Annotated in this window: 17 protein-coding genes; 6 read left to right on the top strand and 11 right to left on the bottom strand. The window is 62.9% G+C overall.

Features of this window, described 5'->3' with window-relative positions:
• The first annotated feature begins 86 nt into the window (after positions 1–86).
• The 3 genes from BM438_RS06285 (at position 87) to BM438_RS06275 (ending at position 7,032) form a co-directional block, all read left to right on the top strand.
• The gene (locus tag BM438_RS06285) at positions 87–4,364 is read left to right on the top strand and encodes an NACHT domain-containing protein (RefSeq protein WP_093633451.1); all 4,278 of its coding nucleotides are present in this window, start codon (positions 87–89) and stop codon (positions 4,362–4,364) included.
• 249 nt (positions 4,365–4,613) lie between these two features.
• Positions 4,614–5,603, top strand: coding sequence for a restriction endonuclease (locus tag BM438_RS06280; protein WP_167378317.1), 990 nt, complete (start codon positions 4,614–4,616; stop codon positions 5,601–5,603).
• A gap of 277 nt (positions 5,604–5,880) precedes the next feature.
• The gene (locus BM438_RS06275; RefSeq protein ID WP_093633449.1) at positions 5,881–7,032 is read left to right on the top strand and encodes a PIN domain-containing protein; all 1,152 of its coding nucleotides are present in this window, start codon (positions 5,881–5,883) and stop codon (positions 7,030–7,032) included.
• Between the two features lie 46 nt (positions 7,033–7,078).
• Here the strand turns inward: BM438_RS06275 and BM438_RS06270 are convergent, their stop codons facing one another.
• Genes BM438_RS06270 through BM438_RS06260 form a run of 3 tightly spaced genes read right to left on the bottom strand, consistent with a single transcriptional unit; the run spans position 7,079 to position 10,534 of the window.
• Positions 7,079–7,828, bottom strand: a complete 750-nt coding sequence (locus BM438_RS06270) for a TIGR03747 family integrating conjugative element membrane protein (protein ID WP_093633448.1) — start codon at positions 7,826–7,828, stop codon at positions 7,079–7,081.
• On the bottom strand, positions 7,825–9,981 hold the full coding sequence (gene traD / locus BM438_RS06265; RefSeq protein WP_093633447.1) for a type IV conjugative transfer system coupling protein TraD: 2,157 nt from the start codon (positions 9,979–9,981) through the stop codon (positions 7,825–7,827). The genes BM438_RS06270 and traD overlap by 4 nt, the downstream gene beginning before the upstream one ends.
• A 1-nt stretch (position 9,982) precedes the next feature.
• A complete protein-coding gene (locus BM438_RS06260; RefSeq protein ID WP_093633446.1) occupies positions 9,983–10,534 on the bottom strand; it encodes an integrating conjugative element protein in 552 nt (183 codons plus the stop codon).
• 259 nt (positions 10,535–10,793) lie between these two features.
• On the opposite strand from BM438_RS06260, the gene BM438_RS06255 reads away from it, so the two are divergent.
• Together BM438_RS06255 and BM438_RS06250 are read left to right on the top strand one after the other, a co-directional pair.
• Positions 10,794–11,912: an ornithine cyclodeaminase gene (locus tag BM438_RS06255; RefSeq protein WP_244179269.1), complete on the top strand. Its 1,119-nt coding sequence runs from the start codon at positions 10,794–10,796 to the stop codon at positions 11,910–11,912.
• Positions 11,913–12,160: 248 nt separating this feature from the next.
• Positions 12,161–12,619 (top strand): hypothetical protein, encoded by a 459-nt coding sequence (locus BM438_RS06250; RefSeq protein ID WP_093633445.1) that lies wholly within the window; start codon positions 12,161–12,163, stop codon positions 12,617–12,619.
• 161 nt (positions 12,620–12,780) lie between these two features.
• On the opposite strand, the gene BM438_RS06245 is transcribed toward BM438_RS06250, so the two are convergent.
• From BM438_RS06245 to BM438_RS06210, 8 genes are all read right to left on the bottom strand, one after another.
• Positions 12,781–13,971, bottom strand: a complete 1,191-nt coding sequence (locus tag BM438_RS06245; RefSeq protein ID WP_093633444.1) for a porin — start codon at positions 13,969–13,971, stop codon at positions 12,781–12,783.
• 193 nt (positions 13,972–14,164) lie between these two features.
• A complete protein-coding gene (locus BM438_RS06240; protein WP_093633443.1) occupies positions 14,165–15,313 on the bottom strand; it encodes an NAD(P)/FAD-dependent oxidoreductase in 1,149 nt (382 codons plus the stop codon).
• A complete protein-coding gene (locus BM438_RS06235; RefSeq protein WP_093633442.1) occupies positions 15,310–16,698 on the bottom strand; it encodes an FAD/NAD(P)-dependent oxidoreductase in 1,389 nt (462 codons plus the stop codon). Before BM438_RS06235 ends, BM438_RS06240 begins: the two co-directional genes overlap by 4 nt.
• On the bottom strand, positions 16,685–16,945 hold the full coding sequence (locus BM438_RS06230; RefSeq protein WP_244179268.1) for a (2Fe-2S)-binding protein: 261 nt from the start codon (positions 16,943–16,945) through the stop codon (positions 16,685–16,687). Before BM438_RS06230 ends, BM438_RS06235 begins: the two co-directional genes overlap by 14 nt.
• A 41-nt stretch (positions 16,946–16,986) precedes the next feature.
• Positions 16,987–17,781 (bottom strand): ABC transporter permease, encoded by a 795-nt coding sequence (locus BM438_RS06225; protein WP_093633440.1) that lies wholly within the window; start codon positions 17,779–17,781, stop codon positions 16,987–16,989.
• Positions 17,778–18,674, bottom strand: coding sequence for an ABC transporter permease (locus BM438_RS06220; RefSeq protein ID WP_093633439.1), 897 nt, complete (start codon positions 18,672–18,674; stop codon positions 17,778–17,780). The genes BM438_RS06225 and BM438_RS06220 overlap by 4 nt, the downstream gene beginning before the upstream one ends.
• Positions 18,667–19,737, bottom strand: a complete 1,071-nt coding sequence (locus tag BM438_RS06215) for an ABC transporter ATP-binding protein (protein WP_093633438.1) — start codon at positions 19,735–19,737, stop codon at positions 18,667–18,669. Before BM438_RS06215 ends, BM438_RS06220 begins: the two co-directional genes overlap by 8 nt.
• Before the next feature lie 67 nt (positions 19,738–19,804).
• Positions 19,805–20,869: an ABC transporter substrate-binding protein gene (locus tag BM438_RS06210; RefSeq protein ID WP_093633437.1), complete on the bottom strand. Its 1,065-nt coding sequence runs from the start codon at positions 20,867–20,869 to the stop codon at positions 19,805–19,807.
• Positions 20,870–20,990: 121 nt separating this feature from the next.
• Between BM438_RS06210 and BM438_RS06205 the strand changes: the two genes are divergently transcribed.
• The gene (locus BM438_RS06205; protein WP_093633436.1) at positions 20,991–21,935 is read left to right on the top strand and encodes a LysR substrate-binding domain-containing protein; all 945 of its coding nucleotides are present in this window, start codon (positions 20,991–20,993) and stop codon (positions 21,933–21,935) included.
• Positions 21,936–22,383 lie beyond the last annotated feature (448 nt).

The raw sequence follows: 22,383 nt of genomic DNA, 5'->3' as shown, positions 1-22,383 counted from the left end.
AGCCGTCTTCGGGGCTAAACAGCGCCGAAACATTGCAGCATCGTAGAATTGAACAATAGACAAGTCCAATCCATCGGGGACCTCAATTGGATGCAGAAACAGGATTTGTTGAGCTCGGACGAAAGTTCGAGGTTTATCGGGAGGAAGAATCTGTCGATGAAGCCGCGAGACGGAGCTACATCGCTGAATTCGTCGATCATCAGAATGAACTGGATTGGCCGTCTCTTCTGACCTACCGGCTGGTCGTTGTTCTCGGTGAACCGGGCAGCGGGAAGTCTGAAGAGCTACGCGCCCAACATCGTCGCCATACCGATAGTTTTTTCCTGAGACTCGAGCAACTGGTCACCGAGAACATCGACACGATCCTGTCCGCCGAGGAGCTTGCCCGTTTAAATCGTTGGATAAGTTCAAACACCTCTGCCTTATTCTTTCTGGACGCCGTTGATGAGTCAAAGCTCAAGCGCGATGATGACTTCGTTGTCGCGCTCGACCGGCTTGGCAGCGCGTTAGGGCGTGCCCGCTTCCGAGCGCGGCTGGTCGTCAGTTCGAGGATTAGCGAATGGCGGCCACAGACCGATCGCGGGGCGATTCGAGAGCGATTCGTCGCGCTGGTTGATGGCGGCACGTCAACCGCAGGCGATGACGGGAAGATTCTCGTTACAACCATTCTCCCGCTTACGTCGGAGCAGGTTCGCCTATTTGCGGAGAGCCGGGATATTCGGGATGCGCAGCGCTTTCTCGATGCGCTGAAGGAGCATAACGCGTGGCCGTTTGCTGGTCGTCCTCTGGACGTTTCCAACTTGTACGCATACTGGCAAGAGAATAAAACGCTGAGCGGCTTGAGCGCATTGACGGAGTATATGGTCAAGAAGCTGCTTGCCGAGGTATCAAACAAGGAGAAGAGGGACCCGCTGACGCCGGAGCGAGCCAGAAGCGGCGCGGAATACCTCGCTGCTGCTGCGGTGTTATGCAAAAACCTAAAATTCGAAGTCCCGGACGATGGACACATCTCCGATCAAAAACGCCTTTCCGCTGAACTCATTCTGCCCGGTGACTGGAAGCCTGGCGAAAGACGGGCATTGTTGGACCGCGCCATCTTCGATTCTGAAAGTCGTGGGGCACTGTCATTTCATCACCGGTCGCACGTCGAGTATCTGGCCGCGTCGTGGATTGAGCGACTCATGGAGCACAACTGTCCGTTCGAGGCGCTGCAGGATCTTCTGTTTGTACATATCGACGGTGCGATGACATTGCGTGCCTCGATGGCACCAGTCGCCGCATGGCTGGTCAAATCCGGCGCCGCATCCTGGCGCGGGAGATTGGCGGCCTTGTTAGTGGAGACGGCACCCGAGATCCACTTTCACTGGGGCGACCCGGCCGCTCTTCCGATCTCCTATCGGAAGCAGGTCCTTGCTGCCATCGTGAGCAAGTACCGTGGACGAGAATATGTCGCGATCGAGGTCAGTCTTGACGCGCTGGCAAGGGTCGCGGACGCGAGCCTTGCAGAAGACATCTCGACCTACCTTACGGACAGGGACGTTTCGGATTCGCTGAAGGCTCACCTGCTGATGATCATCATGGAAGGGAAGCTTCCGGACTGCATCGGTAGCGTGCTCGAACTGTTCGAAGACGGGGATACATCGGAGACCCTGCGACGCTATGCGGTCCTTGCCATTCGGGATGCTGGCACGCATGAGCATCTACAGCGGTTATCGGAGAGTTACCGCCGCCTGGAAGACGTTGATAACAAAACGTTGGGATGCCTGTTTGAGACGCTGTTCCCGGCGTGTCTATCCGTTGAACAGGCTCTGGAACTGCTACGCCGAGCCACATCGGTTAGTCGCTATGAGCTGGAGTTTCTGACTACCGTCAAAGCGCAGTTGGCACGATCGTTTGATGACGCGAACGCGATGCTTGTTCTGCGGGGCATGGTAGCCATGATGGCTCACGAACCATTGAGTGTCTCGCAAGGCGTGTCAGTGGAGTATCACTGGGTGACCGAGCTGATGCCCCTATGTTTGTCGGCGGCGCTGGTACGGTCCACGTTCTCGGAAGCCGACATCGACATCATCTTTGAAGCCGAGTTGTACGTCGAGCGAGCCATCATGTTTGATGGTCAGGGCTATGAGGATGTAAAGGCGGATCGGGAAAAAATACGCGATGCGTTTGCAAAGAGTGCGGAGCTCAGGCGGGCGATTTTTTGGCGACGGGTCGCACGTTACAGAACATCGCAGCACGGGAAAGAGCCTCCAAGCCATATCCTCAATCCGCACGTCAGTCTGCTGCCATGGACACTGGCCGATGTTGACTGGATGGTCACGGACAGTCTCGAACGTGTGGATGACCTCGACCGGAAAGTCGTCATCGAGGCGCTGCTTAGCCTGTGGTGGACGGAGCGCAAACCGCTCCTTGCCGTGGCTTGGAGACTTCGCCCGGTTCTCGCTCGTAGAGACCTCCGGCCGCTCGTACTGAAGCACTTTCGCAACCGGCTCATTGCACCGGTTTGGTTGCGCTATCAGAAGTATGGACGTCATCGCCTGCTGGATCCCCATTGGTGGACGATGCGTCGCATGGCGATGGTGCGATGGAGGAACGCCGCCAAATCACAGTTCTGGTTGTGGACCCATCTGGCCGGGGTTCGCTCGGGTAAATATCCGCAGGCGATCAAGTACCTGGTCGAATCGATGTTCGATAGCGGAGCGACGCAATACAGTGTCCTGGCATGGGACAAGGTGCGCGCTCGATGGGGCGCTACGCTTGCCTCCGCAGCGCGGGACGGGTGCGCCAATGTCTGGCGACAGTTTTCGCCACCACTTCCGTATGAGCGGGAAGCGAAGAACTCGGTCGATGGCCGGGTCATGCTCGGCCTGATTGCACTTCAGACGGCTTGGGAAGCCGGACACTCGGAGTTCGTGCAATTCAATGGAACGGATGTGCACCGCGCGGTGCGGTATGCCTGCAGTGAACTTAATGGATTGCCAGACTGGTTCGGCGCGTTGGCGGATGCGCACCCCGACAATGTCGCGAACACGTTGATGCTCGCTGTCGATGCCGAATTCAAGTATCCACCAGACATGGCGCATATCCACGAGGTGCTTGCCAAGCTGGCCGGAGCCAAGTCGCCAACCATTGCGGCGGCAAATGCGGTGCATCATTGCCTGTCGCGGCACGACCCGCTGAACCACCGCGTTCTTGAGCAGGCCGCGACGACACTCCTGCGAACCGGGGCATCTTGTTTCGATGACCTTCTGGCGCTGGCACCTTCAAGAGTACAGTTATATGGTGCCGGCGAGAGTCACTGGCTGACGTGGATGAGCCTATGGCTTCGACTGGATGCCACGCCGGCAGTTCGGTACCTTGAAACCACCATCAATGGTTGCACCACCGATGATGCTGATGAGTTGGTCGTTCGCCTTTGCTCGATGCTTGGCGGGAGCTACGGTGCGGCGTTGCCTTTGGGCCGTGCTTCCTTTCTCGCTCCCTCATCGCTGGCGCTGCTGATCCCTTTGGTATGTCGTCATGTTCGTCGGGAAAATGACATCGACCGCCTGGGCAACGGTGTGTATTCTCCGCTACCGCGCGACGATGCTCAGGATTTCCGTTCTCGGTTGTGGGAAGCGCTGCGTACCTCGGACGCTCACGAGGCCGACGGGGTGCTACAAGGCTTCCTCGACGAGGATGCGGTGCCCACGGAGCGCGACTGGATATTGAGCATTCTTGAAGCGAGAAAAGGGAAGCAGGCCGACCCCGCAGCGTGGTTGCCCGAGGACGTTCAGACGTTTGGCATGCACTATAGGCACCGCCCACGCTCCGACTATCAACTGTATCAACTGGGAACGCGTCTCTTGATGGACATCAAGGCGAACGTCGAGATGTCCGAGAATGCAACAGACCGACTTCAAGTTCGCAAGGAAGACAGGGAGGCGCAGTTCCAGGGTTTCCTTAAACGTCAACTTGACCAACGGTCGCTGCAGTGGTTCGCCGTGACGCAGGAAAGCACGGTCGACCTCAACCAACGACCGGACTTACGCATCGAAATGCCGGACATCGGGGCGCTGCCTGTCGAAGTGAAATTGGCGAACCTCGATTGGACCGCCGAAAAATTGCTTGAGCGCCTGGAGGTTCAACTGGTCGGTCAATATCTACGTGCGTTCGGCGTCAACTACGGCGTGTATGTCATCGGTAACACCGACCCCAAGCGCCGATGGCAACGTCCCGGCGACAAGAAGCTCATGAGCTTTGCGGAGCTCGTCGCTCTGCTTCAGACGAGAGCCCGCGAGCTGGTTTGTGAGCGTACAGAATCGGTCCACGGATTGACTGTCATTGGCATGGACTTTTCAGACCCACGAGAACGAAGCGCGTAAATTGATCGTGCCCGCAGCCGTGGATGGTTCCATGACCTGACGCGCCAAACGGCGTATATGTGCCGTTCCACGTAACCCCAGAACACATTTGATCGCATGCGCACACCCAACCTTTGGCTCCCGGATTCAGCGTGGGACGGTTTCACGGCCGATCGTGTTTTCACCGGCAGACGCCAGGAGCTTGCTCTTCTTCGCAGGGAACTTCTGGCGCCCGAAGTAAAATCTGTCGCCATCGTCGGGAGCGGGGGCATGGGGAAAACGGCCCTCGCCTTGATGTTTGGACAGATGTATCGGGATTTCTTTTCGGCCGGTGTGTACCACGTACACGCTTCTCCGGTTGAATCACTCGACAGAACGGTTGACGCGAATGTCAGTCATCCGTCGAATCCATATCTGCTCGTGCTGGACGAGATTGAGGCGCGTCCCGTCGACGACTTGCAAGTCGAGATTCAAGAGCTAAGAAGAGTTCGACCTAGCGCACGGCTTATCTGCATTTCGAGACGGCAGGTCTCCATACCTGCGTTCGATTCAACGATACGACTTTCCGGGCTGAGTCAAAGTGAGTTTATGGAGCTGCTTGCGAAGGCTGGCACCTTTGCGCAAAGCGCCGAATCGCAAGGCGAGCTCTTCGAGGCGCTGTCGGGCAATGTTTTGGCGACACATATCGTCGCTGATTTGCTGCAAACACAGCGCCTGTCGACGCGCGAAATACTTCTCAGGCTCCAGGGCTTCTCGCAAAGCGGCATTGTGGATGCCCATGGGAATCCCATGGCCTCTGACGCACCGGAAGCTCAGCGGATCATCGTCGATATCACGAGTGTCAGCGATCAACTGCTGGAGCGGGTTCACGCGAACCCCGAGGTGATGTACAAGCTGCCATCGCGCCGATTCGAGGAGTTTGTCGCCGATGTCCTCGACCGTCTCGGCTATTCCATCACCTTGACGCCGCCCTCGAAGGACGGGGGGAAGGACATCTATGCCGCAAAGAAAGACCATTTAGGCAGCTTTCTCTACGTTGTGGAGTGCAAGCGGTACGCGCCCGAAAACCGTGTCGGAGTCGGACTCATTCGACAACTCAGTGGTGTAGTCCAGGCAGAGCAGGCTACGGCGGGGATTTTTATCACCACGTCGTTTTTCACTAAAGACGCTCAGAAATTTCAAGAGCGCATTCCCCATCAGATGAGCCTTAAGGACTTCTTTGGCATTCAGGAATGGCTGCAGGAGGTTTTCCGGCGATGACGCCGAACCCGATCAGGAGCATCGGATTGACATTGACGCGTAGCATCGTGACTAGAGGGAAACGGGTAGACGACGCTTACAGATATGTCTTGGAACTTCACGCCACGATATCCATAGCCAGCCACAAGACCGTCTCGGCGGTGAGCAGCAGGAAGGCTCAACGGCCAAACGTCAGAACGATAGGGCGCCGTTCTTTAAGGCGCAACTTGGTTACGAAAACGAAGGTAAAACGATTCGCCGATTAGCAATCGCTCTCTGTCAAACCACCTAGCCACTTATGAAAGAAGAAATTCGCCGCCTTATCGACGACGGTCAAATCAGCGCGCTCGCACTCGACACTTCTACTTTGAGAGCGAAGGGTTATGCGTTCGAAAATGGTCTGCTGGAGCAGGTCGGACACCTGCGAGCGCGTGGTGTGACGATTGTGCTGCCGGATGTGATCAAGCGTGAGGTGCACAGGCATCTATCCGAATCTGCAACCGAGATCATGGGATCCCTTAATAAGGCCATCACTGAGGTACACCGACACAACCTTGCGTCCGCCGAGACGTTTAAGGGATTGAGTGATGCCGCAATCGCGGCATGTGCAGAGGCGGAGGGCAGAGCTTCTCGCCGGCTAGAACGTTGGATAGACAGTGCTTCTGTCGAAGTTGTTGATGCAGATGACTACGTGCAAGTCGGCGATCTGAACGCGCTGTACTTCGCCGGCGGTGCACCTTTCAGTCCGGCCGGAAAGAAGAAATCCGAATTCCCGGATGCCATTGCCCTGCTGACGCTCAAGGGATGGGCTGAAAGGAATGGGACCTATGTTCTTGCCGTTGCCGAGGATCCCGACTGGGAGCGGTTCGGTGATACATCAAGCGAGGTGTATGTCATAGCGGACTTGGGGGCGGCTCTGGCGGCCTTTCAGACCAACACTGCCGCGACCATCTGTCGTGCTCTGTTCAAGTCCGTTGATGACGGCGATCCATTCCAGCTCAGGGAAAAGCTACTCGCGACGCTTGATGAAAGCCGCGATCGCATTGAATTGAGCCTTGATGTTCACGATACACCGTATGACGTGACTCCTCTGGCGCAGACGATCGAGATCCTCGGCGTGGACCTTCCGCTCTTCGAGCACGGTTCAGACGAGTTCAAGGCTGTTGGTGAAGAAGATGGCAAGACAGTGGTGGAGATCAGCGCCACCGCGAATGCAAAAATCACATGGGAACTCGAATTCTTTGATCGAAACAATGCAACACAAGGAGGCGGTCCAATCGGCGGTGGATCGTACAGCGAAGAAGAGGCGTTTGAAATCAAGGCACTTGTTACCGTTTCCGTTGCGGCTTCGGACCGTCTGCAAATCGAACAGGCAGAGATCGAACGAGCCCAGGTGGATGCCATGCTTTTTGAGATAAAACCGCAGTGGTATGGCAATAAAACGGTGTGATGCGACGACCGCTGTAGGCACTGGTCAAATGGGGCCCATGTCGCACTTAGAGATATTTCTTGAAACTTCCCGCCGCGATATCCATAGCCAGGCCTAGGGCCGCAGCTGCGGGGAGCAGCACGAGCAACGGACTAATGCTGACAGGCAGCGCGAGATAGGTCACCCATGGCAGGATGGCCAGCGGCATCAGGCTCGCCTTGGCACGGTGATAGATAAAACCTGATTCGCGCCCCGCGCCAAAGCGCCGGATGTCCCGGCGCACCAGGCCATCAATCAATCCGACGAACGCCGCCATTGCGAACAGCGGTAAGGTCAGGCAGAGCACCCCCAACCGGACAAGGAACACCAGGACGGTATAGGCGGCTGCGATCAGATCGGCCTGCAGATGGACGGCCACGTAGCCCAGGTAGTAACGCAAATCCTTCACATGGCGCTGGCTGTCGAGCTCGGCGCGTGCTGACGACTCCTGGATCCACGCCAGCAGCCCGCTTTTGATGAACAGCCAGTCGTACGCGTGCTCCACCACCCAGTGGATCGTACTGCCGGGTTCCTGCACGACGAGGCTGCGCCGGAAGGCACCACCGATCTGATCCAGCTCGAAGTCCAGCATGGCCTGCGCGTGATGCCAGCTTTGCTCGGGCCAGAAGCAATGCAGGCCGACGCATTCGATCGCGATGCACAGCATCAGCGAGCCGCACATCACCCCCACGAACCGGAAAGGCAGCGTGATGAGACTGACCAGCAGGCCCTGCTGATGCGCCTGCTGGCGCTGCGCGGCGACGGCCGGATCGGTCATGCGGCGCCTCTGTCGGTGGCGGCCATCTGGCGGAAGTCCTCCACCAGGTCCGCGGGCAACGGCTGGTCCTGCAGGCTCGGCAGCGCCCGGCTTTCCCACCAGTCGGCGGCCTCGACGTAGTGCTGGCGCATGTAGCCCGCGAGCTCCTGGAGATCCTTCGGCATGGCTTCGTCCGGATCGGGCGCCGGCAAGGGCATGCGGACCTTCCAGAGCTGTCCGCCCTCAATCAGCGCGAAGCATTGCCCCTTGGGCAACGCGACGACGTGAGCCGGCTCGATCAGCGGCACGCTGGCGGTGCTGATGCGATCCTGCGTGTTCGATGTGAAGGCGGTAGTGCCTTTCGGATCGGAACTGTCGGTGGCGCCGCTCATCAGCGACGCCGTATGGACGTCCACCTTGGGGAGTTGCCGGGTGAGCAGTTCGGCGGTGGCCGTCTCGCGCACACGCAGCATCAGCAGGTTGTTGAAGTTGCCGATGACCTGACCGGCCTTCGCGCGGTTGCCGATGCGCGCCTCGATGTCCGACATCGTCTGCGTGTAGGCAGTGACCTGGACGCCGGCACCGCCACCTTTGTTGACCATCGGGATGAACTCATCGCCCATCAATTCGTTGAACTCGTCGGCATGCACGTTGAGCGGGACGCGCTTGCCGGTCGACGCGCCCGGCAGGCCATCATCGATGCCGAACTTGTAGATGTGCCCCGCGACGGAGACGAGATCCGAGAACATCGAATTGCCGACGGCGGCGGCCACCTCCGCATCCGAGAGTGCATCGAGTCCAACATAGACGACTGCGCGTTTGCGGATGATCTGCATCCAGTCGAAGATCGGCCGCGGGTCGTTCACGTCGGCGTAGTCCGGTGCCAGGAGCTGCGCGATCTTGCCAGTGGTGAGCTTTTCCAGGAGCGGGAGCAGCGAGGCGACGATCTTGTCGAAGTACGTGCGGTCGTAGCGCACCGCCGAGCGCAGACCGTCGAGCACGGGATCGTAGACACGGACCTGTGACAGGTATTGTTCGATGGCGACGACGCGCTTTTCACGGCCGATCATGTTGCGTGGAATAGTTTTCTCGTTGAGCCGGGCTTCCAACTGCACGATGGCCTCCCAAGCCTTCGGCTCCGTGCGCGCGAAGAACCGTGCCGCGTACTCCATGAACAGCGCGTCGATGTTGATTACGTGGCGCTGGATCAGCAGGTAGTCGGGACGCTGTCCCAGTTCGACGAGTGCGCGGGCAATGATGTTGACGAATCGCCACGCGAATTCCCGGAACGCGGCGCTGTTGCCTTCGCCGGAGAGCTGGCCGGCGATGCGCGTGGCCACCTCGGTAATGCGGCCGAAGCGGCCAACCGCGTTGTAGCGCGCGCTGATGTCGGGCCAGCCAAGGTGGAACACATAGAACTCGCCGTCACGTCCCGCACGCTTCGCCTCGACGTACATCCGCTTGAGCAAATCCGCATCGCCCTTCGGATCGAACACGATCACGACCTCGTGATCGCCGTGCACCTTGCGCCGGATATCTTGGGTGATGAACAGTTCCGCCAGGCGCGTCTTGCCCACACGCGTGGTGCCGAGCACCAGGGTGTGGCCGACGCGCTCGCCGAGCGGCAACGTCACGTCGAGCTCGTGCGGCTCGATGCCGTGCAGGCGCGGCAGGCCACCCAGTGGAGGCAGCGGCCGTACCGGATTGAACGGGCTGTCCCAGCCGGTCACGCGCGCCAGCGCAGGGAGCGGTGATGGCGCGAACTCCAGCCGTGCTTCGAGCCGGCGGGCGAACCGGTAGGCGCGGGTGGGATCGACATAGCGGCGGAATTCCGGCCGGTAAGTCTGCATCAGGCGATGCGTATGCCGCTGGTCCCACAGGAAGCCGCGACCGATGAAGAGGCGTTGCTGACTGACGGGCACCTCCCTGCTGGTCATCACGTAGCGGGGCAGGCGGCGAATGGTGCGGCGATAACGCAGGATCGCGCACGCTTCGCGCAGGCGTACGGCGCCGAAGGCCACGAAGGCGAGGGCGGTGCCCAGGCCGAGCAATGGATTCAGTGCGAGTGACCAAGGGGCGGCGAGGCACAGACCGGCGGCGACGCCACAGACCCCGGCGGTGTACAGCTCGACCGCCGGGCGCAACAGGACTTCGACCGTCGCGTGCTGGGCCATGTCATGGCTCGATGCCGGTCGCGGTGATGAGCGCCGGGTAGTGCTGCAGACCCAGGCGCTCGGCGAGGTCGTCGCCGGACGTCGGTGCCAGCGTCACACCGGGTGCCAGCTTGCGCAATGCCTTGAGCGCGGCCGGCGAATCGACGTTGACGACCAGCCCGACAGCGCCCAGTTCACGCAGGGTGTTGCTCCGCACTTGCAGCCAGTTGCGCGATCGTGGGTCGTCGCCGATCACAAAGGTAGGCGGCAGACCGGGTGCGCGGATCGCGCGGGCCACGACATCACCAGGCGTCAGCCGCGTGGAGCGCACCGGCAGCATATCCCCATCGGTGGCCGATTGCGACGGGGGGCTTCCCATGGGCGGTGCCGACGCGATGATGGCCTCGGGCAACAGGTTGAGCGCACGGTAATACGGCAGAGCGGGGTCGCCGCCAAGATCCTCGACCACGATCAGTCCCGCCTGCTCCGGTGGCGCGGCCCAGACACTCGCGATGGCCGAACTCGCGACAATGAGACCCAGTAGGCGTTTGACGACTCGGGGGCTTTGTAGCATGGCAGCGCGTTCCTTCGTCGGGTGACGAAGGCATGCTGCTTGATAAGGAGGTTGACGCACCCCGGTCAATGGGACACGACGATTTTCCGATTGTTGCGAACGTGGGCGCGTGGCGTGATCGATGCGCTGCCGCGACCACGGGACTATCCAGTGAGCGGATCGACGCGAACGACCGGTAGATTACGACGGCCCTGGACCGGGGTCCGAAGATCGGTGGGCATCCGGCAGGCCATGCGCCGCAGGGATAAGGAGGCACGACATGGGCGACACCTGCATGATGGCCGATACGTGCCCGGATGATTGGGCATTTCCGGATTACATCCCCGGAACATCGGCCGGACGGCTCCAACGCACCAGGCTGGCGCCAGCCTTCAATGTCACGACGCTCAAGGCGGCCGTCGTGGGCCGGTTGGTGCGTGATGCCCTGCGTGCCGTTCGCGACGGGGTCGCCTATGGCACCAAGGCCGTCCTGCAACCGGCCGCTCACGAATTCCGCGCGCTCGTTCCGGACGCTTCGGCGGGTTATGGCGTGAACGAGCGCGCCAACTGGAAACTGAGCACGCTGCTCGGTATCAACGCGCGCTATGGCGCGGTCAAGGTCGTCGGTTCGCATAGCTACAACCTGCACCTCGGCCTGCCGCGCTCAACCTCGACCTTGATCCTGTACGACAAGCTGACGATGCGCATTGTCGAGATCATGGACGGCACGATGCTTTCGACCCAGCGAACCGGCGCTTATGCGTCGTTGGTCGTCGATTGCCTGCTGCGCCGGCATGAGGTCTTCGATGTTTTCCTGTTCGGCACCGGGCGTGTCGCCGAGGCGATCGCGGATGATCTGCAGGCGCATCATGCCGGACGCGTGCGGATGCTCCATGTGAAAAGCCGGTCGCCCGCGAGTGCGGAGAAGTTCGCGCGGGAGACCGGACGACGGGTCGATTTTCCGGTCCGCGCCGCGCGCGATCTTGCCATGATGCCGGCATGTGCGCTGGTGATCACGGCCTCCAACACGATCACACCGCTCTTTCCCGCGCAGCAGGTGGGACCGCATGCCGTCGTGTTGCACCTGGGTGGCGACGAGACGCCCGCCGAATGGGTCCGGCATGTGCTGGAAGCGGGGACCGTCATCTGCGACGACGTGCATACGGTTGCGCATCGCAACTCACAAAGCGTGGCGCTGTACTTTTCACGCATGGGACAGTCGCTGGAGGACTACGCGAACTCTTACCAGATATTGAATTTCTGGGAGATCTTCGACGACCCCGTATTCGTGTGTCGCACGCCGGTCCTGGTCACCTGCGTCGGCATGCCGGTGCTCGACCTGTATCTGGCCCAACATGTCTATGAAACGGCGAACGGCATCACTCCGTCGCCGGTGTGATCCGCCGGGCGTCTTCGTCGTGAAGCCATGAAGCCATCATAGGTTGTTCGAAAAATCGTTGTTATAAACTACTTATTTAGCGCACAAATCCGCCGCCCCTTGGGGTTCGGTCGGCGTGCCGCTGAGTGCCGCTTAGCAACGCTTGTTCAACGTGTAGTTTTTCGGGGGAGAGTATGGGGTTGTATTTAGAGCGTGCGCTCTTTGTGATCGCGCCTCGACACTTCGGCAAGAGCACGACGTTACGGTCGATGTTTCTCGACCATCGGTTCCATACGAAAGGCAAGATTCCGACGAAGCTGAAGTTGCCCGACCACTACGCTATCGGCAATGATCGACATCTTTATCTGCGCCTCACTTCGCCGCACGAATCCACCGAAACCCTTCCTGAGTTCATTGCGAAGACGAGGGACAAGATGCCAAGCGGCCGTTGGTGCTTCGCGAGTCCGCTGCATCCCGGATCGTTTAAGCAGATGCCGGACGCCATGACCACAATCGGGGCGTTCATCAAGGCGTTTGAACCCGAGCGGGTTCGCGTGGCGGTCCTTTGCCCGAATCACAAAGGTGTTGATCTGGACGGATTCCTGCCGGGTCGTGATTTACTCGCCGACATGCACTCGATCGACGATCGGGTGGAAGTCGTAGCGTTGGACGTGCGAAAACGGAATAGGAATGGACTGGTGCTCGCCGACTTCTTTGATTTCACCTGACTCCAACGAGCAGTGACCGCCTTCGAGCCCGCACGAAAGAAGGGGCACCATGGAAGGGTCGTCGCCAGGGCACGTTGCCATGACGGATGAAATCGCGCGCGGGATCACCGCGTGTTTCGCGTGATCCCGCGCCGTACGTCTGGCTGGTCAGTGAGCAATCCCTAGAAACGGTGTCGTACGCCCGTTGCCACGGTGACCTGCGCGTTCGTCGCAGAGGCACCACCGGCCGTGGTCATCGCCGCGATCGGTAGGTACTGCGTGCCGACCTTGATGGACCCATCCCCTAGCGCCTTCTGGAAGCCTGCCGTCAGATACAGTTCCGTGCGTTTCGACAACAGATAATCGAGCCCGAGATTGATCTGATGCCAGGAGGACTTGAGCGGCTGGTTTTTCGCGCCTGGCAAGCCGGTGGCCCGTCCGTCGGTGTAGGTGTAGTCGGCCATGATCATCCAGGCAGGGCCGATCCGGTAGCGTAGGTTGACGTCAGCATTCGTGAGCTTGCGTGCGGCGCCATCGTTGTAGTCCAGCAGCACGTGACTCAGTGTCAGCCCGACGATGGCCGCGCCCCATTCGACCTTGCCACCGGCCGCCGCGATCCGTTGCCGTGCCACGCCGCCGTCGATGCCGTAGAAGAATCCCGAGCTGTAGTCGTCCCCGCTCGTGGAGGACGCGCCGCCGACGGCGCCGCTGGTGTTGCTGGCGGCGTCGGGATGGTTGAGCTGGACGTAACCGCCGCCGGCCGACCACGGTCCCTGCGTGTAGTTAAGCGCCGCACCCCACGCGCTGTTGTTGGCGAAGCCTTGGGAGCCGCTGCCCGCCGCCTGGTTGCTGAAACCATACAGGGCGTCGAACTGCCAGCCAGCGAACGAGTCGGAACGGAACTTGACGGCGTTGTTGATCCGGTAGGTCACGTCCAGATTGTCGTTGTCGCCGATATGCGTCGCGGGCACCCAGAAGTTGGACGCCGAATACGGTGCGACGAGATCGGCGAGCGGGTCGTACTGGCGACCGAAGGTCACCGTGCCGACATCGCGCCGGGACAGTCCCACGTACGCATTGCGGCCGAACTCGCGACCGCCTTGGGCGAGCGCACCATTGGTCGAGGTGAAGCCGTTCTCCAGCACGAAGATCGCCGACAGGCCGTCGCCGAGATCCTCGCTGCCCTTGAGGCCCCAGCGGTTGCCGCCCAGCTTGCCGGTGCTTTCCTGCCACAGGGCGTGGCCCTTAACGTTGTTGGTATAGGACACGCCGGCATCGATGATGCCGTACAGCGTGACTGAGCTTTGTGCCTGTGCGCCGGATGCGAGCAACGACAGCGTACTTCCCATAACGATAAAGCGTCCGTGCCTCATATCTAGTCTCCTCTAGGGGTGTTGATGGAACCTCTTCTGATGCGGTGATGCCTCGTTGCATGTCGTCGCGACGCGGCGCATCGCTGGCGATGACGTCACGTGCGTTTTCTATGCATTGATTCGTCCTACTAATTTCTAGTGTCGAAGCAGTGCCGGTGAACAGATGGTCGGGCCACTCGGCGGCGTTTTGCGGTTACGGGGCGGTGCGTCCGGCACCGCGACAGGCTGATTCGAAACGGTCCACGCGGAAGGCGTCGATGGGTAAGGAAGCCGGCTCGCCATGGATGAGTTCGGCCAGGATCTGCCCGACGATCGGACCGAGCTGGAAGCCATGCGCCGAGAAGCCGAACGCGTGGAAGAGCGCTGGCGACGACGGGCTCGGTCCGATCACGGGCAGGCCGTCCGGGGTGAACCCTTCGATGCCGGACCAGCAGCGGGCGGCCTGGGCGGAGCGCATGATCGGGAACAGGTCGGTGGCGGTGCGCGCGGCTTTCGCGAGGCCCGTCAGCGCCAGCGAGGTGTGGTTCGTGTCGAGATCGACGGGGGCGCGATGGCCGCCACCGACGAGCACGGTGCCGTTCTCGAACTGCTTGAACGACAGCGAGCGGCCTGCGGCACCGACGACGGGTCCGACAAAGGGTTTCATGCGGGTTGTCACCATCAGCATCGAGCCGTTCGGCTGGAGCGGCGTGGCATCGCCGAGTGCCGCAGCCAGCTGGCCGCCCCAGGCGCCGGCGCAATTGACCAGGACGGTCGCGCGGAAGTCGTCGCCGGCGTGGCTATGGACGGTCCACGTGCCCGCCGCGTAGGTCGGCGTCGTCGCCTGCACTCCTTCATGGAACACCGCGCCGAGCCGTTCGGCCTGCCGGCGAAACGCGGCGGTGGTCCGGTAGGGCTGCGCGTAACCGTCATCGGCCACGTACAGGCCGCCTACGCAGTGAGGTGCGAGCGCGGGCAGTCGCTCGTATAGCTCTTCGCGTCCAATGACCGTCTCGGCGTAATCCAGGCCCAGTGCGGCAACGGTCCGGCTGCGTGTGCGCAGCCGCTCCAGTTCCGCCTCGGTCTCGGCGACACGGATCTGGCCGACCGCGCGAAATCCGCCGTCGTCGTCTACAAGGTCCGCCAGATGTAGCCATTGCTGTTTGGCGGCGAGCGACAGGGGCAGTTCGGGCAGCGCCCGGCCCAAGCTGCGCACGCCACCCGCGTTGACGCCCGAGGCGTGTCGCGCGACGTAGTCCTTCTCCAGCACGCGCACGGTGTTGCCGCGGCGCGCGAGGTGCAGGGCCGTCGAACAACCCAACAGGCCGCCGCCAATCACCAGGACATCGGTGGGCGGGTTCATGGCGTCCCCTCGTCATCCACCAGGCTGGCCAGTTCGGCGAACGGCACCGGGACAATTGGCGGACGGATGCGCAAGGCGCCTGCCATCGTGCCGTCGTCGGCGTGCGCGCTCATCAGACGGCCCAGGGTCAGCGCGCACATCCGTCCCTGACAGGGTCCCATGCCGCAGCGATGGCCGCTCTTGAACTGGTTGGGATCGCGCCCGCCGGCCTGCAGGAAGCCGCGGACCTCGCGTGCCCGGACTTCCTCGCAGCGGCAGACCACGGTCTCGAGATCCGGTGGCGCGGTGAAGGTCGCCGCCGGCTGGTACAGGGTTTCGAGGAAAGGGCGCACGGCCGCGTCGCGATCCAGCTGGCGCCGCAGGTGCCGCGCTTCGGTCTGGAACTGACCCGTGCCGATGCGGCCCAGCGCATGCGCGATGGCCAGGGCCGCCAGTCGTCCGCGCATCGGTGCGGATGTCGCGCCGGTGATCGCGGCGGCATCGCCGGCCAGGTAAATCGCCGGCTGCGAGGTGCGCCCGAATGCATCGGTCACGATACGCCAGCACTGTGCGCGTTCGTCCCACAGACGATCGCATTGCGCGACCAGCGCCGCCTGGATGTTCGGCACGACCCCTTGATGCAGGAACAGGCCGGACACGTCGTCCAGCGTCAGCCAGCGCCGCCGCCGCTGGAACTGGATCGAGTCGAGCTGGTCGCGGCCGACCGCATGCAGGCCGGTGACGCCGTGGAGGATCGGCACGCCCGCCTGCCGTAGCTGCGCGAGCAACTGCCAGCCCTGACGCAGATACGCGAATCCGCCGAGCGCCGAACGCCATTGGCCGGCGGCGCGCAGGTAGTGTTTCGCCGGGGTGGTGTCGAGCACGGCGCGCACCGGGATGCCTCGCCGCACGTATTGCGCCGCCGCCAGGTAGAGCAACGGACCCGAGCCCGCGAACACTGCGTCGGGACAGGCGATGCTCGCGGTCTTCAGCAGGATCTGCGCGGCGCCGGCGGTCATTACACCGGGCAGCGTCCAACCTGGCAGCGGGCAGGGGCGCTCGATCGCGCCGGTGGCGAGCAGCACGTGCTGCGCGGTGATGCGCTGCGCGCGGCCGTTCACCGAATAGGCGATCTCGCCATCGGGGGTGATAAACCAGACGCTCGCGCCCGACTGATAGTGCGCGCCGCTGCGCCGCAGGCACTGAGCAAGGTCGAGGCCTTTCGAGGGGTCGGTGCCGAGTCGCGTGAAGTTGGGGGCGTGGTCTTCGATGCCGCGATAGATCTGCCCGCCGGGCCCGGCCTGTTCGTCCAGTACCATCACCGACAAGCCCCGTTCGCGTGCTTCCACCGCGGCGCCCATGCCCGCCGGGCCGGCCCCGACGATGACCAGGTCACAGGTCGCCATCGCGGTCTCCCAGGTCAACGTGCATTCCCGCGCGGACTTGTGTCAGACACGCGCGCCGGTCCGGCTGGCCATCAATGCAGACCGCGCATTCGAAGCAGGCGCCCATCAGGCAGTACGGCGCACGCGGGCTGCCCGAGAAGGCTGCGCGGCGCAACGGTCGCTGATCGGAATAGGACAGCAGTGCGGCGGCGACACTGATGCCTGCAGGAACGTGGATCGGTTCACCGTTGACGATGAGCACGACCATCGTCTCCGGGGTGTCGAGGGACGCGAACAGGGGCCGGTGCGTCATGGCCGGCCCGCGAAGATGCGATCGAGACCGTACAGCCGGTCCAGTGCGATGACGAGCGCCAGCGCACCGACAATCATCAGCGTGGAGACGGCGGCCACCATCGGATCGATGGAATCCTCGATGCGCAGGTAGAGCCGTACCGGCAGCGGCGTCAACGAGGGCGAAGCAATGAAGGTGCTCATGGTGAGCTCATCGAAACTGTGGATGAAGGCCAGAATCCAGCCGCTGGCGAGACCCGGTAGCAGCAGTCGCAGCGTGACGCGGCGGAACGCGGTGAAGGCGGATGCGCCGAGCGACAGGGCGGCCTGCTCCAGTGCGAGATCGAAGCCGCCCGTGGCGGCGAGCGAGAGGCGCAGCGCATAGGGCATGACGACCACGACATGGGCACACACCAGGCCCAGCAGCGTGCCGCTCAGGCCGAGGTCGGTGAAGAAACGCAGGAATGCGACGCCGAGGACGACGTTGGGAATCAGCAGCGGTGACATCAGGATGCCCTGCACGGTGGCATGGCCCGGAAACGACCACCGCGAGAGCGCGAGCGCGGCCGGGACCGCCAGGACCAGCGCGATCGAGGCGGAACACACGCCGAGGACCAGACTGACGCGCAACGCGGCACCGAACTCCGGCGCTGTGAGCAGCGCGCGGTACCAGCGCAGCGATGCGCCGTCGAACGGCATCGACAGATAGCCCTTGCCGGTGAACGACACCAGCACGATAGCGATCAGCGGGGCCGCGATGAAGGCTATAAAGAGGCCGTGAAAGCCCCAGGCCAGCAGACCGTTGCGTCTCATGGGCTGACCTCCTGCAGGGCGGCGGTCGGCACCCGATGACGCGCGCGGTGGCGCCGGTCGACCAGCCGGTGGTAGCTCATGACGATCAGCAGGTTGGCGAGCAGCAAGAGGATCGCGAGGGTCGCGCCCGTTGACCAGTCCAGCGTGCCGAAGAAGGCGTCGTAGACCGCGGTGGCGACGACCTTCAGACGCCGGCCACCGATGATCGACGGTGTGGCGAACGCCGTGGCGGCGAGCGAGAAGGCGATCACCGAGCCGGACACAATGCCCGGTACGATCTGCGGCAGCACCAGGCGGCGGAAGATCATCGCCTCGCTCGCGCCGAGCGAGGCGCCCGCCCGCTCGACATCGGGATCGCAGTTCTGCAGCGACACCCAGACCGAGATCACGGCGAACGGCACCAGCACATGGACCAGCGCGATGATCATGCCCGGCATGGTGTACAGCAGCGACACGGGTCCGTCGGCCAGGCCGAGCGCCTGCAGGACGGTACTGAGCACGCCTTGCCCGCCGAGCAGTACCGCCCATCCCAGCGTGCGCACGACCACCGAAATCAGGAACGGTCCCAGCGTCGCGATCAGGAACAGGCTGCGCCATGGCGCGCGCATGCGCGAGAGGATATATGCCTCCGGCGTGCCGATCAGCACGCACAGTAGTGCCACCATCGCCGACAGCATGAAGGTGCGCGCGAAGATCGCGTGGAAGTAGGGATCGCTCAGGATCGCCAGGTAGTGGGTCAGGCTGAGGCCGGACCGCGTCGCCTCGCCGGCATCGAAGGCACGCAGGCTCAAGAGCAGCGTCGAGAGGAGCGGCACCCCCAGCAGCAGGCCGTAAAAGAGCAGGGCCGGGCCGCTCAGGGCATAAGGTGTCAGGCGGTGCGGATGGTCAGCCATGGACGTGCTTCTCCACGATCCGAAGGTCCCCCGCGTGCCAGCGCAGACCGACCCGATGACCTTCGGCGGCCGTACCTGTGGCACAGCGTACCCGTATCGCGCCAAGCAGGGTATCGACGTCGTATAGCCAGTGGTCGCCGCCATAAGTGCGTGCGCGGACGGTGCCGGTGATTGCGCTGCTGTCGACGGGGGCCGCGGTGGGATCGGGAATCAACTCGATTTTCTCGGGGCGCAGGCTGACCCGGACCGGTCCGTCCGCCGCCGGCCGGTCGAGCATCGGGAAACGCTGGCCGGCAGCGATCAGGATGGCGGTCCCGTTCGTGCCGAGGTTGGCCTGGCCGTCGATCAGGTTGGTCTTGCCGAGGAAGTCCGCCACGAAGGCGGTCGCGGGATGCTCGTACACCTCAAGCGGTGCGCCGGCCTGCTCCAGCCGACCGCGGTGCATGACCGCAACGCGGTCGCTGAGTGCCATCGCCTCGGCCTGATCGTGAGTGACCATGATCGTGGTGGTGCCGACGGTGCGCTGGATGCGGCGCAGTTCGCCCTGCATGTCGTCGCGCAGCTTGGCATCAAGGTTGGAGAGCGGCTCGTCGAGCAGCAGCACAGGTGGCTCGATCACCAGCGCGCGGGCCAGCGCGACGCGCTGGCGCTGGCCGCCGGACAGCTGCGCGGGGTAGCGGTCGCCCAGCGCATCGAGCCGGACCAGCTCAAGCGCGCGGGCGACCCGTCGCGTCCGTTCGGCGCGGGCGATGCGCCGCGTCTCCAGGCCAAACGCCACGTTCTCGGCGACCGTCATGTGCGGAAACAGTGCGTACGACTGGAAGACGATGCCGAGGCCGCGCGCGTTGGCCTTGACCGACGACAGATCGCGTCCCGCGAGACGGATGGTGCCGGCGCTGGGCGCGACGAAGCCGGCGATCATCTGCAGGGTGGTGGTCTTGCCGCAGCCGGACGGACCGAGCAGCGAGACGAATTCGCCACGCTCGACGCTGAGCGAGAGTTCGTGGACGGCCACGGTGCCGGCATAGCGCCGGGTCAGGGCAAGCAGTTCGAGAAAGGCCATAGGGGTTCGTCGAGTGAGAGGTTCATGCCGCGGCGAGGGCACAGAGGAAACGTGGCGGTGGCCAACGTCAGCGTTCGACTTCGCGCATCCAGCGCTGCGTCCAGGCGACGCGCGCCGGATTGACCGTTTCCCAGTCCACCGGCACGAGCGCCGCCATGGCGGCGTCGCCATAGACCACCGTGCGTGCGACCGCCGGATCGAGGCGGACCGTGTGGTTGACGGGTCCCCAGCCGGCGCGTGCGGCGAGTACCGCCTGCACGCGGGGCGAGAGCAGTTCTTGGAGCAGGGCCTGGGCGAGCGCGACATGCTGGCTGCCGGCAACGACGCAGGCGCTGGTGATCAATGCCTGCGCGCCTTCGCGCGGTGTCACGAAGGCGACGGGAAAGCCGGTACGCGCGAGCGCTTGGGTGCGGCCGTTGCCCCAGACTCCGAGCACCACCTCGCCGGTCTGCAGCAGTTCGGAAATCTTGCCGGAGGACGTTTCGAAGGTGAGGACATTCGGGGCCACGCGTCCGCTCAGGAAGGCGAAGCCGGGCTCGATATTCTGCGCGCCGCCGCCGCCCTGGCGCGCCAGCGCGAGCAGGGTCTGCAGGCCGTAGGTGTTGATGATCGAGGGCACCAGGACATGGCCCCGGTAGAGCGGGTTCGCAAGATCCGTCCATGAGGTCGGCGCGGGCCAGCGGTGCTGCGCGAAGGCCGCCGTGTTGTAGGCCAGTCCCGTCGCGACCACGCCGATGCCCACCGCCTTGCCGTCGCCGTAGCGCGTGGCGATGTCGTAGAGATCGTGCATCACCGGCGCGGGCGCGGTGGGCTGACAGAGGCCGAGCGTGACGGCCTGCTGCATCGGACCATCGTCCAGCACGGCCAGATCGATCGCCGGCTGGTGGCGCTCGGCCTGCAGGCGAGCCAGGTTGCTGGCCGAGGGGCCGGCCACATAATCGATCTGGAGATGGTGCTGCGCGGCAAAGGGCGCGAGGATCTGCGTGCGGAAGATCGCTTCCGAGCTGCCGCCATAGCCGGCGACGACCAGGCGGTCCTGTGCGTGAGCCGAGGTCACCGGCATGCCGCCGCTGCCGAGCAGGACAGCAGCGGTGAGCGCACCCGCGACGGTGGTTCTGGTCTGCGCCTCCATGCGCATATCTCCTTAATTAATGCTGGCTTATTCTCAGAGATTTCATGGTAGGCCGCCGATCACCATAGAGTCAAAGTGGAAAAATGCGATAATCCATGCATCCAATCTATGGGGAGGGCGCATGCGTGCTGCATTCTCCGCGCGCCAGCTTGAGGCGTTCCGCGCGGTCTACGTGACCGGTTCGGTGACAGAAGCCGGGAAGCTGCTCCATATCACGCAGCCGACGGTAAGCAAGCTGATCTCCGAACTCGAACGCCTTTCGGGGTTGACCCTGTTCGAGCGGCAACATGGCCGGCTGGTGCCACGGCCGGAAGCGGTCAGCCTGTTCCAGCAGGTCGACAAGATGTTCGCGGCCCTGGAAGAGGTGACGCGCGATGCGCGCCGGCTCGCGCACGGGCAGGTGGGGCACCTGCGGATCGTCGCGATGCCCGCCTTCGGACTGGGGCTGCTGCCCCGCGCCGTCGGGCGCTTCTTGCGTGAGCGGACGGACGTGACCGTCGACTTCAACATCCTGGCGTCCACCTACGTCGTCGAACGGATTGGCAATCGCCAAGCGGATATCGGTTTCGCGACGGCGACACCGGTCGACGGCCGGGTAAAGCTGGTGCCGTTCGAGACGTTGTCGGGCGTCTGCGTGCTGCCGGCCGGTCATCCGCTGAGCGCGCGCCGGGCGATCCGGGCACACGACCTGACCGGAGAGCGCTTCGTCTCGTTTGGCCGCGACTCGGCCGTCCGGCACCAGCTGGACGAGGTGTTCAAGGCCGGGAACGTGGCGCGGCGTATCGTGGTCGAGGTGGGCTCTTCCGCGGCGGCGTGTGCGCTGGTCGCGGCCGGCACGGGCATCGCCGTGCTTGATCCGCTGTCTGCACTCGATGCCTGGCGAGCCGGCGGGATCGTGCTCCGGCACTTCACGCCCGGGGTGGCGTTGGCGGTGGACCTGGTGTATCCGGGTCACACGGCTGCCTCAGTGCTCGCGACGCAGTTTCTGGACACGGTCAAGGGAACGTTGCGCGATATGCTGGCAGCGGTCGATGTGGCCTGCGAAGCGGACGACGGTGGACTCTAGAAGTATCGCTGATGTCCTTCCCGTTCAGATTTTCGGCCATCGCTCGGTCTTGGTTGAGTGAGGCGCACGCTGCGAGCATCGTCACGAAGGCTGTGACGGCGATGCCTGACACCTTGGACGTTCTGGCATGTCACATAGTGATGACGGCAGAACTGCATCGATCGCCACGGCGAAATTCGATGGTCAGTCCGGCCGGGCGGCAGGGAGGTCCTCGCTTCTGGCCGATTACGATCCGATGCTGTTTGCATAGGAGGCTCGCCGGGGATGGAGTTGCGTTGGACCGTAGTCGACCCACAACTGCCGTCCGCCGTAATTTGGCTTGGGCCACAGCTTGCAAAGTACATCGGACATTCAGCGCCTCGTAGCCGCCGGCAAGTTATCGACCATAACAGTCATCTGGCATGGCTTACGAGAACGACCGAAACGCGCCGGAAAGCGGACATCGCAG

Origin of the sequence: Paraburkholderia aspalathi (assembly GCF_900116445.1) — a bacterium.
Lineage (GTDB): Bacteria > Pseudomonadota > Gammaproteobacteria > Burkholderiales > Burkholderiaceae > Paraburkholderia > Paraburkholderia aspalathi.
This window is presented reverse-complemented; position numbering and strand designations above follow the sequence as displayed.

What these genes read in the sequence shown, in the direction of transcription:
- BM438_RS06280 (WP_167378317.1), top strand. Translation starts at nt 4,614, where the DNA reads ATGGGGAAAACGGCCCTCGCCTTGATGTTTGGACAGATGTATCGGGAT.
- BM438_RS06275 (WP_093633449.1), top strand. Translation starts at nt 5,881, where the DNA reads ATGAAAGAAGAAATTCGCCGCCTTATCGACGACGGTCAAATCAGCGCG.
- BM438_RS06270 (WP_093633448.1), bottom strand. Translation starts at nt 7,828, where the DNA reads ATGACCGATCCGGCCGTCGCCGCGCAGCGCCAGCAGGCGCATCAGCAG.
- traD (WP_093633447.1), bottom strand. Translation starts at nt 9,981, where the DNA reads ATGGCCCAGCACGCGACGGTCGAAGTCCTGTTGCGCCCGGCGGTCGAG.
- BM438_RS06260 (WP_093633446.1), bottom strand. Translation starts at nt 10,534, where the DNA reads ATGCTACAAAGCCCCCGAGTCGTCAAACGCCTACTGGGTCTCATTGTC.
- BM438_RS06255 (WP_244179269.1), top strand. Translation starts at nt 10,794, where the DNA reads ATGGGCGACACCTGCATGATGGCCGATACGTGCCCGGATGATTGGGCA.
- BM438_RS06250 (WP_093633445.1), top strand. Translation starts at nt 12,161, where the DNA reads ATGTTTCTCGACCATCGGTTCCATACGAAAGGCAAGATTCCGACGAAG.
- BM438_RS06245 (WP_093633444.1), bottom strand. Translation starts at nt 13,971, where the DNA reads ATGAGGCACGGACGCTTTATCGTTATGGGAAGTACGCTGTCGTTGCTC.
- BM438_RS06240 (WP_093633443.1), bottom strand. Translation starts at nt 15,313, where the DNA reads ATGAACCCGCCCACCGATGTCCTGGTGATTGGCGGCGGCCTGTTGGGT.
- BM438_RS06235 (WP_093633442.1), bottom strand. Translation starts at nt 16,698, where the DNA reads ATGGCGACCTGTGACCTGGTCATCGTCGGGGCCGGCCCGGCGGGCATG.
- BM438_RS06230 (WP_244179268.1), bottom strand. Translation starts at nt 16,945, where the DNA reads ATGGTCGTGCTCATCGTCAACGGTGAACCGATCCACGTTCCTGCAGGC.
- BM438_RS06225 (WP_093633440.1), bottom strand. Translation starts at nt 17,781, where the DNA reads ATGAGACGCAACGGTCTGCTGGCCTGGGGCTTTCACGGCCTCTTTATA.
- BM438_RS06220 (WP_093633439.1), bottom strand. Translation starts at nt 18,674, where the DNA reads ATGGCTGACCATCCGCACCGCCTGACACCTTATGCCCTGAGCGGCCCG.
- BM438_RS06215 (WP_093633438.1), bottom strand. Translation starts at nt 19,737, where the DNA reads ATGGCCTTTCTCGAACTGCTTGCCCTGACCCGGCGCTATGCCGGCACC.
- BM438_RS06210 (WP_093633437.1), bottom strand. Translation starts at nt 20,869, where the DNA reads ATGGAGGCGCAGACCAGAACCACCGTCGCGGGTGCGCTCACCGCTGCT.
- BM438_RS06205 (WP_093633436.1), top strand. Translation starts at nt 20,991, where the DNA reads ATGCGTGCTGCATTCTCCGCGCGCCAGCTTGAGGCGTTCCGCGCGGTC.